Origin of the sequence: Flavobacterium sp. Sr18 (genome assembly GCF_011064265.1) — a bacterium.
GTDB lineage: Bacteria > Bacteroidota > Bacteroidia > Flavobacteriales > Flavobacteriaceae > Flavobacterium > Flavobacterium petrolei.
Genome location: NZ_CP049329.1, coordinates 2,514,469 through 2,528,289, shown reverse-complemented (window position 1 = coordinate 2,528,289; position 13,821 = coordinate 2,514,469). Strand labels below are relative to the sequence as shown.

The window sequence follows — 13,821 nt, the reverse complement described above, 5'->3', positions numbered from 1 at the left end:
ATTTAATTGCAAATGAACGATTGATTTTTATTACTTTAAATGATAAATATCAGTCGGATTTTTTGTTCTTTATGCTATTCTCTTGGTTCTTTATTCTTCAACGACTCGGTGATTTCATTCATTTTTTGAACTTTTTCTTCAAAATTCCCTTTTAGGGTTTTGCGATATTCATTTAGATTTTCAACCATTTTATTAATATCGTCCGGAATGATTTCTTCAAAAAACTCCCGTAATCTTTTGGCAGTTGTTGGTGATTTTCCATTGGTTGAAATTGCGATTTTTACATTTCCTTTGGTCACAATTCCGCCCAAATAATAATCACATAATGGCGGTGTATCCGCAATATTGCAAATCAAATATCTTTTTCTGGATAAATCATAAATCCTTTTATTCACTTTCAAATCATCCGTACAAGCAATAACCATGTTGCGTTTGCGAAGCATCCATCGATTGAATTTTCTATACGTCAATTGTACCGAAGGATGTTTTGCAGCGAGGCTTTCCAGTTCTGGTAAAAACTTTGGCGCCACCACCTCAACATTGGCGTTTGGACTTGATTTCAACATGAAAGATAATTTTTCTAAACCCACATTTCCGCCACCCACAATAAGTACGTTGAGGTTGTGTAATTTTAAAAAAATAGGATATAATTCGTTCCGTTCCAATGCTACTTTATTTCTTTTGATATGAATTCTTCGTAAAATCCTTTCAATTTATTACTTTCTTTTACTACTTCTCCAATGACAATTATGGCAGGCGAACTTAATTTATTCTCAGTGACAACCTGTTGAATTGTATTAATTGTTCCAACACCAATTTTCTCCTGAGCAGTAGTTCCGTTTTGAATAATCGCAACTGGAGTTTCGCCTTTAGATTCTTTTTGGAACAAATCAATAATCTGAGACAGTTTGCTCATCCCCATCAAAATCACAACAGTTGCCGATGATTGCGCTGCTAAAGCCACATCATTTGACAATTTTCTATCAGACGTTGTACCTGTAATTACCCAAAAACTTTCCGAAACACCTCTTTTGGTCAACGAAATCCCTTGATAAGCAGGAACAGCAATCGACGATGAAATTCCAGGCACTACAAATGTAGGTATCCCAAAACTTTCTACAAAGTCTATTTCCTCACCCCCACGACCAAAAATAAATGGATCACCACCTTTTAATCGAACCACATGTCCGTAGGTAAGCGCGTTATCTACAATTAATTGGTTGATTTGGTCTTGCGTGTATTCATGACAGCCTTTTCTTTTTCCAACGAATATTTTAATTGCTTTTTTAGGAGCATAACTTAAAATTTCTTCGTTTGCCAAAGCGTCATACAAAACGACATTGGCCTCAGCCAGTGCCTTTGCCCCTTTGATTGTCAGTAAATCCGGATCACCTGGACCCGCACCCACTAGCGTTACTATTGGTTGTATCTTTTTAAGCATCGGCTAAGTCTTTTTCTCTGTACGATTCAATTGCTTCAAAAAAGACAATTGCATCTTGAATGTAATTTTGTGCAAATTCAGCAGAAGGTTCATTCTGATTGATTTGGTATACTAAATCTCTTAATGATGATTTCAATTGAATGATATTCGTTGCTAAGAAAACTGTATCAAACAAATCGATGATTCCAGCTTGGTGATTTGTTTTTTGGTTTTCAGCCAATAATAAAGCTTTGGCTCCATTTACGAATCCTGCGTATGCCAAATAAATTGCATCAGCCCATTTTGCATCATCAAATGCTTCCTGTGCAAAAGTTAATTTATCTTTGGCTTCCAATAATAATGTAGCCACTAAATCAATTACAACACCAGCGCATTCTCCAACTCCCACTGCTTTCACGTAATTATCAGCATTTCCCCAATCTACAAAATCAGCTTCGGTAAGATTAGTCAAATCAGCTAATGGTTTCAAAAATTCGTAGAAGTATTTCTCACCTTTGGCATCATAATAATTCAAGAATGATTGTCCGTTTCCATTCGCTTCAAAATCATTTAAAATGAAACGCAATGCATCAGGTCCTCTCCTACTTGGAATTTTGATTACTTTATCCGAAAATCTTCCGTTTCCGTTTCCTAAATTTCCCCCTCCTAATAAAACTTGTAATGCTGGCGCCACTAATTTCCCGGAATTGATAGACATTCCCTGGAAACCAATTTCGGCCATATTGTGTTGTCCACAAGCATTCATACAACCACTGATTTTAATCGTGATCTCCTTATTGTTGCTGTATTGTGGATATTCTGTTTCTAAAACTCTTTCCAGTTCTACTGCGATTCCAGTACTGCTGGCAATTCCTAAATTACACGTATCTGTTCCCGGACAAGCCGTAATATCTGAAATAGTATTGTAACCAAGAGCTACAAAATCTAATTTGGCTAATTCTTGGTAGAAAAAAGGTAAATTTTCTTCTTTTACGTGACGGATTAATATGTCTTGTCTCAAAGAAAAACGCAATTCATTCGCTGCATAATTTTTGATTAATTCTGCCAAAGCTCTCGCTTTATCGGTATAAAAATCACCCAATAAAACTTTGATTCCAATCGCTACATAACCCGCTTGTTTTTGCGCAATTACATTTGATTTTTTCCAAGCTTCGAAAGCAGCAGTGTCTTCGATTGCTACTTTTGGAACTTCCAATAAAGGAGCTGGAATTGCACCATCAAAAGCTGTTGTATCTATTTCAACTGTTTGGTGAGACAATGCTTTTTTCTCTTCATCAACCAATTTTAAAAATTCATCTCTACCAATATCTTTGATTAAGAATTTCATACGAGCTTTCAAACGTTTTGCTCTTTCGCCATAGCGATCAAAAATTCTCAAAACACCTTCTGTTGTTGGAATAATTTCATTTACAGGAATAAACTCTGACAATAATTCGGCGTGATGTGGCTGAGAACCTAATCCTCCACCTAACATTACTTTAAATCCTCTTTCGCCATTTACAATTCTTGGAATAAATCCTAAATCATGTAAATAACTCAAGGCCGTATCTTTATCCGAAGAAGAAAATGAAATTTTGAATTTACGTCCCATTTCCTGACAAACCGGATTTCTTAAGAAAAACTGAAACATAGCATGCGCATAAGGCGACACATCAAAAGGTTCTTCTGAATCAATTCCTGCTGTTTCGCTGGCCGTAATATTTCTTACTGTGTTTCCACAAGCTTCACGAAGTGTAACATCATCTTTTTCTAATTCAGCCCAAAGTTGTGGTGTTCTGTCCAAACTCACATAGTGAATCTGGATATCCTGACGCGTTGTTATGTGCAAACGTCCGGTAGAATATTCATCGGAAACTTTGGTAATACGAGTCAGTTGTTCGCCGGTCACTTTACCAAAAGGCAATTTGATACGAATCATTTGTACGCCTTCCTGACGCTGACCATACACTCCTCTCGCTAAACGAAGGCTACGGAAACGCTCATCATCAATTTTTCCATCACGGAATAAAGCAATTTTTCTTTCTAAATCGATAATGTCTTTTTGGACAATCGGGTCTTCTATTTCGGTTCTAAAACTTTCCATCTGTGTGTTGTTTTTGGTAAAAGTTAGATTTAGTTTATAAATCCAACTCCAGCTGTGGTATTAGTAGCAACGTCTATTAAAATAAAAGCGCCGTTTGATTTGTTGTCATTGTAGGCATCAAAATACAAAGCTTTGCTTAATTTAATATTTACTTCGCCTATTTCATTAATGCTCAATTGAGTCGCTGGCGTTACCCCAGAATAATCTGTGGCGATTACGTTTTTCACGCTTTCAATTTTTGCCAAAACTCTGTTAGTATTGTGTTGTACCAAATATTTTGTACCAGCAACTAACTTTTTACTGTCCATCCAACAAATCGTTGTATTGATGTCTTTTTCGATTTTAGGCAACTCATCCGATTTTACAATCATGTCGCCTCTTGTCACATTGATATCATTTCCCAGTTCCAAAGTAATCGAAGAACCTGCTGTCGCTTCATCAAATTGCTGATCAAAAAAGTGAATATTGGTCACTTTAGATTCTGTCAAAGAAGGAAGAACTGTTACCGCATCGCCCACTTTGATATTGTTCCCGTATAATTTTCCGGCATACCCTCTAAAATCATGATATTCTTCCGTTTTTGGTCGGATAACCGTTTGAACCGGGAAACGTGCTTTTCCTGTTTCAAAAACATCTTCTGGCTCTAACGCTTCTAAATGTTCCAAAACCGTTTGTCCAGTGTACCAAGGCATGTTCTCTGATTTATCCGCAACGTTTCCTCCGTTAATAGCACTCAACGGAATATAACTTACGTTTTGCTCTTTGAATGAACTTTTGCTGTTCAATGCCTGAAAATCAGCTTTGATTTTGTTGTAAACTTCTTCCGAATAATCAACCAAATCCATTTTGTTTACCGCAACAATCACTTCTTTTACTCTCAACAAATTATTGATAAAAAAGTGTCTGTACGTTTGCTCAATAACGCCTTTACGAGCATCAATCAAAATGATCGAAACTTGCGAAGTCGAAGCTCCCGTAACCATGTTACGTGTGTATTCTACGTGACCCGGAGTATCGGCAATTATGTAACTTTTCTTGGCTGTCGAAAAATAAATATGCGCCACATCAATCGTGATTCCTTGTTCTCTCTCCGCAACCAAACCATCGGTAGCCAAAGAAAAATCTAAATAATCGTATCCTTTTTGCTTGCTGCTTTTTTCTATTGCTTCAATTTTATCTGTAGTCAATGATTTTGTATCGTATAATAATCTCCCGATTAAGGTACTCTTTCCGTCATCTACACTTCCTGCTGTTGCTATTTTTAAAACTTCCATATTACCGTTATATTTTCCCCTCCCCGACCCTCCCCGAAGGGAAGGGAGACGAGTCTGGTATATTTTTATTATTACTTCTCTACTTTTTATTTTCTAATTTCTTTTCCCAAACTCAAAACCAACATTAATCCAGTTTGGGCTCCCTTCCCTTCGGGGAGGGCTGGGGTGGGGATTCTAAAAGTATCCTTGTTGTTTTCTTTTCTCCATTGCAGCTTCAGAACGTTTGTCATCAATTCTGGCTCCTCTTTCTGAAATAGTTGAAGATCTGATTTCGCCAACCACCTCTTGAATCGTTGCCGCATAAGAATCAACAGCTGCTGTACAGCTCATATCTCCAACAGTTCTAAAACGAACAATTCGTTCTTCGATTTCTTCATCTTCTTCTTGGTACACAAATGGAGAATGGGACCAAATCATACCGTCTCTCAAGAATACTTTACGTTTGTGTGAAAAGTAAATCGATGGAATTTCGATTTGCTCTTGCTCAATATAACTCCAAACATCAAGCTCTGTCCAGTTCGAAATTGGGAAAACACGAACGTTTTGACCATTTTCGATTTTTCCGTTCAAAATATCAAATAATTCCGGACGTTGGTTTTTCTCATCCCATTGACCAAAATCATCACGAACAGAAAAAATACGTTCTTTAGCTCTTGCTTTTTCTTCATCACGACGCGCACCACCAATACAAGCATCAAATTTAAACTCTTCGATTGCATCCAAAAGTGTAGTTGTTTGCAAACTGTTTCTGCTGGAATATTTCCCAGATTCTTCAACCACTTTACCTTCGTCAATAGCATCCTGAACATTACGAACGATTAACTCTAATCCTAATTCAGCAACCAATTTATCTCTGAAAGCAATAGTTTCCGGAAAGTTATGTCCCGTGTCTACATGCAACAATGGAAAAGGAATTTTAGCAGGGAAAAAGGCTTTTTGTGCTAAACGCACCAATGTAATCGAATCTTTTCCACCAGAAAAAAGCAATACCGGTTTGTCAAATTGAGAAATTACTTCTCTAAAAATGTATATCGCTTCACTTTCTAATGCGTTTGTTTTTAATATGGTACTCATTATTATTAGTTTAAAAGTTTAAAGTTTAAAGTTTAAGGTTGTTTAAACCTCATCTAAAATCTCTTAACTATTATTATTTTTTCTTTTCTATTTATTCTAACCTCTGTTTTCTATTTCTGATGTAAACCACATTCCTTGTGACTAGATTCCCACCACCATCTTCCTGCTCGGATATCTTCTCCAGGGACAATTGCTCTGGTACAAGGTGCGCAACCTATACTGACGAAACCTTGTTTGTGTAAGGCATTTTGTGGCACATTGTTATCGTCTAAATATTTCTGAACCTCTTCTAATGTCCATTTTAATAACGGATTGAATTTTATAATGTCGAATTTTTCATCGTATTCAAAAAGGTCTAAATCATTTCTATTTTCGGATTGCTCGGCTCTCAAACCGGTAATCCAAATCGAATTTCCTTTTAAAGCTTTAGTCAAAGGCGCTACTTTTCGAATGAAACAACATTCTTTTCTATTCTCTACTGATTCATAAAAGCTATTTGGGCCTTTTTGATTTAATAACTCTTCAACCGCACTTGTTTCCGGAAAATAAGTTTTAATATCTATTTGATACTTTTTTAAAGTCTTATGAAAAACATCATAAGTCTCTTGAAATAATCTTCCCGTATCTAAAGTAAAAATGGTAATAGGTAAATTATTTTTTCCAATTAAATCCGTAATCACTTGGTCTTCCTGTCCAAAAGAAGTCGAAAAAACTACTTTATCTTTAAATTCATCAGCCAAAAAAGTAAGCGTTTCATCGATAGATAAGCTTCCTGTTTTTTCTAATAAAGTATTTGTTATCGCTATGCTCATAATTTCGTTTCTCTTTTATAATAATTTAGACAGTGTTTTTAAACTCAAAACAATAATTAAAACGCCTACCAAAATCATCATAGGCTTTCTCTTTATTCTATTGACTAAAATTGCGGCAATTGGAGCAGCAATCACACCACCCAAAATCAACCCTATAATCACTTGCCATCCTTGTATTCCTCCAAAAAGCATGAAAGTCACACCACTTGCAAAAGCTACCGCAAACTCCGCTGCATTGACAGAACCAATAGTATATCTTGGATTTCTACCGCGCCCTAATAAGGTCGAAGTCACAATTGGCCCCCAGCCACCGCCGCCAACAGCATCCATAAAACCTCCAAAAGAAGCTAAAATATTCAGTCGCTTGGTTTTCTTTTTAATGATGTTTTTCTGCATTGCTTTTCTGATGATTATAATTGCCAACCCTATCATGTATACCGCAATAAAAGGCTTTATCGCATCCCCATCAATTACATCCGACAATAAATAAGCACCTGCAATAGAACCTAAAACACCCGGAATCAATAGATGTCTCACTAGTTTTTTATTGATGTTCCCAAAGCGATGATGAGAAATAGCCGAAGCTCCTGTTGTAAACATTTCAGCAACATGAACTCCTGTACTGCTTATCGCTGGTGGAATTCCATAAGCCAATAAAAAAGAAGTAGAAGTTGCTCCATACCCCATTCCTAAAGTTCCGTCTACTAATTGTGCAAAAACACCAATACAGAAAAAGATTAAAAATTCCTGATTAAAGCCTGCTATTAGACCATTCCAAGAAAATTCAGCATGATGATTGTAAACCAATGTAGAAATTAATCCTACTAGTAAGACAACGGGAATAATAACCCACAAGCGTTCTTTAAAACTAGTTTCCGATTTTTCATTTATCGCAATGGTTTTCAATTCTTTACTCATACTTTTTTAATTCAATTTTTTTAAGCTTAAATCTATTGCCCTATCGGAATAGTAGATTATTATGCAAAAGTAAATAATTTAAGTTAACTACAAAATTTATTTTGTGATATATTCTTTAAAAGGCAATGTCAGCCAAGGTGTTACTTTCTAAGATTTTAAGTGTATTATCGCGCACCTCAATCATCAGTTTCCGAACCGCACAAGTAGCTTCATCTGAACAGTCTACACAAGGCTCATAAAAATTATGGCTGGCACAAGGAAGTAATGCAATTGGACCTTCAAGAATGCGATACACATGAGCCATATTGATGTCTTTGGGATCTTTTATCAAATAATATCCTCCACCTTTTCCTTTTTTGGCACCCAAAAAACCGGAATGGCGCAGTAATAATAAAATACTTTCTAAAAACTTGATCGAAATAGTCTCGCTCTTGGCTATCTCTGCTATTTGAACAGGAGAATTGTCTTTTTGGCGCGCCAAAAAAGTAAGAGCTTTTATTCCGTATTTTGTTTTTTTAGACAGCATAATTGATGTTTGATTTTCTTTTTCTTGATATCAAATCTACAATCTAAAATCGTTAATCCCAAATCAAAAATTATTAAGACAAAGCCTGCTCTAAATCAGCAATTACATCTTTCACCGTTTCCAATCCAACTGAGACACGTACCAAACCATCCGTAATACTCACTGCCAAACGCTCTTCAACTGATAACTTACTATGTGTAGTTGACGCTGGATGCGTAACAATAGTTCTGGTATCGCCCAAATTTGGTGACAAAGAACATAATTTTATTTTGTCTAAAAACGCCCTTCCTGCCTCAAGACCACCTTTTATTTCAAAAGCTACAATGTTACCGCCCAGCTTCATTTGCTTTTGAGCAATTTCGTATTGTGGATGCGATTTTAAAAAAGGGTATTTTACTTTATTAACCTGAGGATGACTTTCTAAAAACTCCGCTACTTTTAGGGCATTTTCACAATGTCTGTCTAAGCGAATCGCTAATGTTTCAAGGCTTTTTGACAAGACCCAAGCATTAAAAGGTGATAAAGAAGGTCCTGTCAATCGGGAAAACAAATAGATTTTCTGAATCAATTCAGCATCACCAACTGTTATTCCGCCTAAAACTCTCCCTTGCCCGTCCATTAATTTTGTCGCAGAATGTACCACTAAATGTGCACCCCATTTTATAGGTTGTTGCAAGTAAGGCGTTGCAAAGCAGTTGTCAATAACCAAAATCAAATTGTGCTTTTTAGCAATAGCTCCTAAAAGTTCCAAATCGATAATATCAACAGCTGGATTGGTAGGTGATTCTGCAAAAAGAATCTTAGTATCGGGCGTAATCAAACCTTCAATAGTTTCCGGCTTGTTAATATCAAAATAGGAAGTTTCAATATTCCATTTTGGAAAATAATTAATGAACAACGAATGTGTGGCTCCAAAAACACTGCTGGAAGAAACGATATGATCTCCAGATTTCAATAAAGCCGCCAAGGTTGAATACACCGCAGCCATTCCGGATGCAAAGGCAAAACCAGCTGCAGCACCTTCCATAGCACAAACTTTATCAACAAATTCGTTGGTGTTTGGGTTACTATAACGGCTGTAAATATTTCTGTCTTTTTCTTCGGCAAAAGAAGCACGCATATCTTCGGCATCTTCAAATACAAAACTGGAAGTTAAATACAAAGGCACTGAGTGCTCTAAAAATTGTGTTCTTTCTAATTGGTTGCGTATGGCTTGGGTTTCAAAACCAAATTCTTGATCGTTCATTTTTTTATCGTTTAAGGTTTAAGGCTTAAAGTTGTTGGTTAAATCCAAACACTTTGCTTAAACTACAATGGTTTATTATTCAAAACTACTTTGTAATGTATAGTTGCTGTTGGCTCTAATGTTTTAGAAACCGAACAGTACTTTTCGAAAGAAAGTTGTGCGGCTCTGGCTGCTTTTTCTTCATTGATGGGACCTTCCAAATAAAACACAATGTGAATATCCTTGAATGGTTTCGCTTCTCCAACTTGTACGCGTTCTCCTTCTACCTCAGCTTTGAAAGAGGTGATTTCCTGACGTTGTTTTTTCAAAATTGAAATCATATCAATAGCACTGCAACCCGCAACACCCATCAATACTAATTCCATTGGACTTGCGCCCATATCATTTCCGCCAAACTCTGGTCGGCTATCAACGTTAACTATATGTCCTCTTTCATTTTTTAATTCGAAATGGAAATTGTCGTTTATTCTGTTTAATGTTATTTTCATATTATTCCCCTCCCCAACCCTCCCCGAAGGGAAGGGAGCCAAGACTGGAGGCAGTCCCTTTTTTTATAATTTATATTTTATTGGACGAAGATAAAACGGATTTGCTAACGCAAAAATACACGCATTCTTGTTTTATATATCTGCAATCAAAAATCGTTAATCCGCAATCTTAAATCATTATCCTTTATCCGACAACCTCAAAATATCGCCAAAAACTCCTCTCGCGGTCACTGCTGATCCTGCGCCTGCGCCTTGGATCACAATAGGTCGGTCTCCATAAGACTCTGTGTAAATTTCGAAGAAAGAATCCGAACCTTTCAGCCCGCCTAAGGCAGTATCTGAAGGAACCGAAACTAATTTCACTTCCAAATTACCTTTGTCATTTTGCAAATCGCCTGACAATTCGCCTATGTATCGCAATACGTGATTTGGCTTTTGCTCGGCTTTTATTTTAGCATAAATTGGATCAAACTCCGTCAATTTATTCAAGAAATCAGAAACATCACCTTCACGCAAATGTTCTGGAATTAAATTTTGAATATCAATTTCTTCAAATTCATTTTGCAAGTCCAATTCCCTGGCCAAAATCAATAATTTTCTACCTACATCATTCCCGCACAAGTCCTCTCTTGGATCCGGCTCAGTATATCCGTTTTCAATCGCTTCTTTCAATATTTCGCTGAACGGAGCGTCTTTTGCAGAAAAATTATTAAACAAATAACTCAATGTTCCTGAGAAAACACCCTTAATCTTAGTAATATTTTCTCCAGAAAGATGCAATAATTTAATCGTATCAATCAATGGTAATCCCGCTCCAACATTCGTTTCATAAAGATAACTCTTTTGATTATCTGCTAGCACTTTTCGTAATTTTTTATAAAAACTATAATTTAATGTATTGGCTACTTTATTAGATGAAATCAAATCAAAGCTACTTTCTGCTAGAGGAATATAATTTTCAACAAATGTGGCACTTGCCGTGTTGTCAATTGCAATCAAATTCTCTAAGTGATGCTCGTTTGCGTATGCAATTACATCATCAATAGTGTAAGAAAATCCATTGTTTTGAATTTCATTTTTCCAATTTGGAGTAACCCCATTTTTATTTAAAAGTACATTACTAGAATTGGCAATCGCAAAAACATTCAGTTTGATGTCTTTTCTTTTTTCGATGGTTGCTGCTGATTCCAATATTTGGTTAATCAACGTTCCCCCTACTAAACCATGTCCGAAAATAGCGATATTAATTTTCTTTGAAACTCCAAAAATCTCACCGTGAATCACATTTAAGGCTTTGTTCAGTTGCGATTTTTTCACCACCAAACTCACGTTTTTACCTGTAACCGTATTATTGAAAAGAATCGGGACAATTTTATTTTTTATCAACGCCGTATAAGGCTTGTGAAACGTACTCAAATCCTGTCCAATGATAGAAATTACCGAAACATCATCGGTCACCGTGATTTTATTCACATCTTTAGAATAGAAATCATTTTCGAATTCTTTCTCTAGTTCAATCATGGCTTTAGTCGCTTTATCAGCAGCTACCACTAAACCAATTCCTCGTTCTGAAGAACCTTGAGAAATAATACTCACACTAATATCATTGTCACCCATCACTCTGAAAATACGGGCATCAACGCCAGTTTTTCCTAATAATCCTCTTCCTTCCAGATTCACTAAAGACACATTTTCAAGTACCGAAAGTGTTTTAATGCCTTCTTTATTAGAATTAGAAGTAATTAATGTTCCTTTATTTTCATGGTTGAAAGTATTCAAAATACGAAGAGGAATGTTTTTTTCCAATAAAGGGATAATCGTTTTGGCATGAAGAATCGTTGCACCAAAATTGGCTATTTCATTGGCTTCGTTAAACGACAAATGATCGATTTTTTTTGCATCAAGCACTAAGTCCGGATTAGCGGTATAAATTCCGTCTACGTGTGTGTAATTCTGTAATTCGTCCGCATTTAAGTAATTCGCTATCAACGAAGCGGTATAATTACTGCCGTTTCTTCCTAAAGTGGTCGTGTCATTATTATTATTAGAACCGATGAAACCTGTAATAATATTCACGGTTGTTCCGTTATTCTTCTTAAAATAATTGATTACGTTTTTCTTCGAAATTTGTTCTAAAGGTTGCGCATCACCAAATTTTGAATCGGTTTTAATCAATTCTCTGGTATCTGCAAAGCGAGCATTTATTCCGTTTTCAATTAAGATTGCCGTCAATAATTTTGCAGAAAGTAATTCTCCTTTAGATAAAACCTGGTCTTTAATTTTGTTACTGTAATCCCCAATTAAACTTACGCCTTCAAATAATTTCTCCAGAACATTGAATTCCTCAGACAAATCCACGTTCTCATATTCATCTTGTTGGTATTTTTTAAAATCCTCAAACAGCAGTTTATAATCCTTATTAGTAGCCGCAACCTTTAAAATTTCTTCTAGTTCATCTGTGGCATTTCCTCTTGCTGAAACCACAATTGCAATTTCCTCTCCTTGATTTACTTTATCAGTAATAATAGCAACCACTTTATTTATTCCGTCACCATTCGATAAAGATTTACCTCCAAATTTTAATATTTTCATTGTGTTGTGTTTTTTGGCTTAGAATATATCCTGAAGCAAATTGTGTAATTGTTTGTATTCTATCAAAAAAGCGTCGTGTCCGTGAATGGAAATAATTTCTTGATAACTGACCTTGTTTTTATATTTTTTTAATTCCTCGTAAGTAGCTTTATTTTCATTTGCAGTAAAAAACAAGTCTGAATTGATTCCAATAATATGAATCTCAGCTTCAATTTTTGACGTTATTTCTTCGAATGAATCACTATTTCTGGTAATATCTATCGTCTTCAACAGTTGATTCATCATTTTATAAGATGAGATTTGAAAACGTTTCTGTAATTTTTCGCCATGATGCAGCAACCAACTTTCCACATTAAAAATGGCTAATTCTTCATTGGTGGTTCGCTGAAATTTTGCAGCAAAAGACTCTGGTGTTCGATAGCAAAGCATAGCATGAGTTCGTGCATCTTCAATAGGTTTCGAAGAATTTTTCAAAATTTGTTCCTGCAAAAAACAGTTTGCAATTAACCAGTCTGTCGATTTCCAATCGGTTGCAATAGGAATTAAATGTTGTGTGATTTTTGGTTCTAATGCGACCATTTCCCAAGCAATTCCTCCGCCCACAGAACCGCCAATAATGGCGTATAGTTTTTTAATTTCCAAAAGCTGAATTCCTTCAATAAAAATTCTAGCAATATCTCTGGTGTTAAAGTCCGAATAATTTTCAATGATAAAACCATCAAATCCATTTCCGGGAACATTAAAAGCAAGTATCGTATATTTTGTGGTATCTATAGTTTTATTAGCGCCAATCAAATCATTCCACCAACCATTTTCGCCCACAACATGTGAATTTCCGGTTAAAGCATGATTGACCAAAACGATTGGAGCAGTATGCAATTCAGGTCCAAAAACTTGAAAACTTAAGTTTAAGGAAGCATAAAAAGCGCCACTTTCGGTGGTGAAATTTTGTAATGTAATAGATGTTGGTTTATTTTCCAATTGCAAATCTTTTATGATTTTTGACTTGTGTTTGGAAATATTAGAAAGAAAGCTAGGAGTTATCTAGACAATTTCTTAGTGTTATCTTTCCACGATGAGCGTGGTAGAATGCAGCACCTTCTTCGATAAATCGAAGGGTTGCTAAGGCTTCATCGGGTCTAATCCCTCTGCCTTTCTTTATAACATTTCAATACGTTTGTGAACTTATGATTGCAAATTAAGCACTAATTTTTTTAACAACCAAATTTTTATACGCAATCGATTTCTTTGTATGGTTCAAATAAAAACCTGAAAACAATAAACATACAAATGTTATTTTGACGAAGCATTACAAACTAATTACAGTTCTCACCTCGTCAAAACAACAATTTTAAATACTTTTTTGA

12 protein-coding genes and 1 riboswitch are annotated in these 13,821 nt (G+C 35.7%); all 12 genes read right to left on the bottom strand.

What is annotated here, in order from left to right:
• Nucleotides 1-74: 74 nt before the first annotated feature.
• Entirely contained in the window at nucleotides 75-665 is a 591-nt protein-coding gene (locus G7A72_RS11140; RefSeq protein WP_165152538.1) for a bifunctional precorrin-2 dehydrogenase/sirohydrochlorin ferrochelatase, read from the bottom strand.
• Between the two features lie 2 nt (nucleotides 666-667).
• Entirely contained in the window at nucleotides 668-1,441 is a 774-nt protein-coding gene (gene cobA / locus G7A72_RS11135) for a uroporphyrinogen-III C-methyltransferase (protein ID WP_165152537.1), read from the bottom strand.
• Entirely contained in the window at nucleotides 1,434-3,524 is a 2,091-nt protein-coding gene (locus G7A72_RS11130) for a nitrite/sulfite reductase (RefSeq protein ID WP_165152535.1), read from the bottom strand. The genes cobA and G7A72_RS11130 overlap by 8 nt, the downstream gene beginning before the upstream one ends.
• Before the next feature lie 29 nt (nucleotides 3,525-3,553).
• Complete coding sequence (locus G7A72_RS11125) at nucleotides 3,554-4,798, bottom strand: sulfate adenylyltransferase subunit 1 (RefSeq protein ID WP_165152533.1); 1,245 nt, start codon at nucleotides 4,796-4,798, stop codon at nucleotides 3,554-3,556.
• A 174-nt stretch (nucleotides 4,799-4,972) separates the two neighbouring features.
• Nucleotides 4,973-5,872 carry a sulfate adenylyltransferase subunit CysD gene (gene cysD / locus G7A72_RS11120; protein WP_113637736.1) on the bottom strand — a complete coding sequence of 300 codons (900 nt, stop codon included), beginning with the start codon at nucleotides 5,870-5,872 and terminating at the stop codon, nucleotides 4,973-4,975.
• Between the two features lie 110 nt (nucleotides 5,873-5,982).
• Nucleotides 5,983-6,684, bottom strand: coding sequence for a phosphoadenylyl-sulfate reductase (locus G7A72_RS11115; protein WP_165152531.1), 702 nt, complete (start codon nucleotides 6,682-6,684; stop codon nucleotides 5,983-5,985).
• A gap of 15 nt (nucleotides 6,685-6,699) precedes the next feature.
• On the bottom strand, nucleotides 6,700-7,602 hold the full coding sequence (locus tag G7A72_RS11110; protein WP_113637740.1) for a sulfite exporter TauE/SafE family protein: 903 nt from the start codon (nucleotides 7,600-7,602) through the stop codon (nucleotides 6,700-6,702).
• Between the two features lie 115 nt (nucleotides 7,603-7,717).
• Nucleotides 7,718-8,128 (bottom strand): Rrf2 family transcriptional regulator, encoded by a 411-nt coding sequence (locus G7A72_RS11105; protein ID WP_113664375.1) that lies wholly within the window; start codon nucleotides 8,126-8,128, stop codon nucleotides 7,718-7,720.
• Between the two features lie 73 nt (nucleotides 8,129-8,201).
• Complete coding sequence (locus G7A72_RS11100; RefSeq protein ID WP_165152529.1) at nucleotides 8,202-9,374, bottom strand: PLP-dependent aspartate aminotransferase family protein; 1,173 nt, start codon at nucleotides 9,372-9,374, stop codon at nucleotides 8,202-8,204.
• A gap of 62 nt (nucleotides 9,375-9,436) precedes the next feature.
• Nucleotides 9,437-9,862 (bottom strand): OsmC family protein, encoded by a 426-nt coding sequence (locus G7A72_RS11095; RefSeq protein ID WP_113664377.1) that lies wholly within the window; start codon nucleotides 9,860-9,862, stop codon nucleotides 9,437-9,439.
• A gap of 177 nt (nucleotides 9,863-10,039) precedes the next feature.
• Entirely contained in the window at nucleotides 10,040-12,454 is a 2,415-nt protein-coding gene (gene thrA / locus G7A72_RS11090) for a bifunctional aspartate kinase/homoserine dehydrogenase I (RefSeq protein WP_165152527.1), read from the bottom strand.
• An 18-nt stretch (nucleotides 12,455-12,472) separates the two neighbouring features.
• Nucleotides 12,473-13,435 (bottom strand): alpha/beta fold hydrolase, encoded by a 963-nt coding sequence (locus G7A72_RS11085; protein ID WP_371807547.1) that lies wholly within the window; start codon nucleotides 13,433-13,435, stop codon nucleotides 12,473-12,475.
• Nucleotides 13,436-13,513: 78 nt separating this feature from the next.
• A riboswitch (SAM riboswitch) is annotated at nucleotides 13,514-13,621 on the bottom strand.
• Nucleotides 13,622-13,821: the final 200 nt, after the last annotated feature.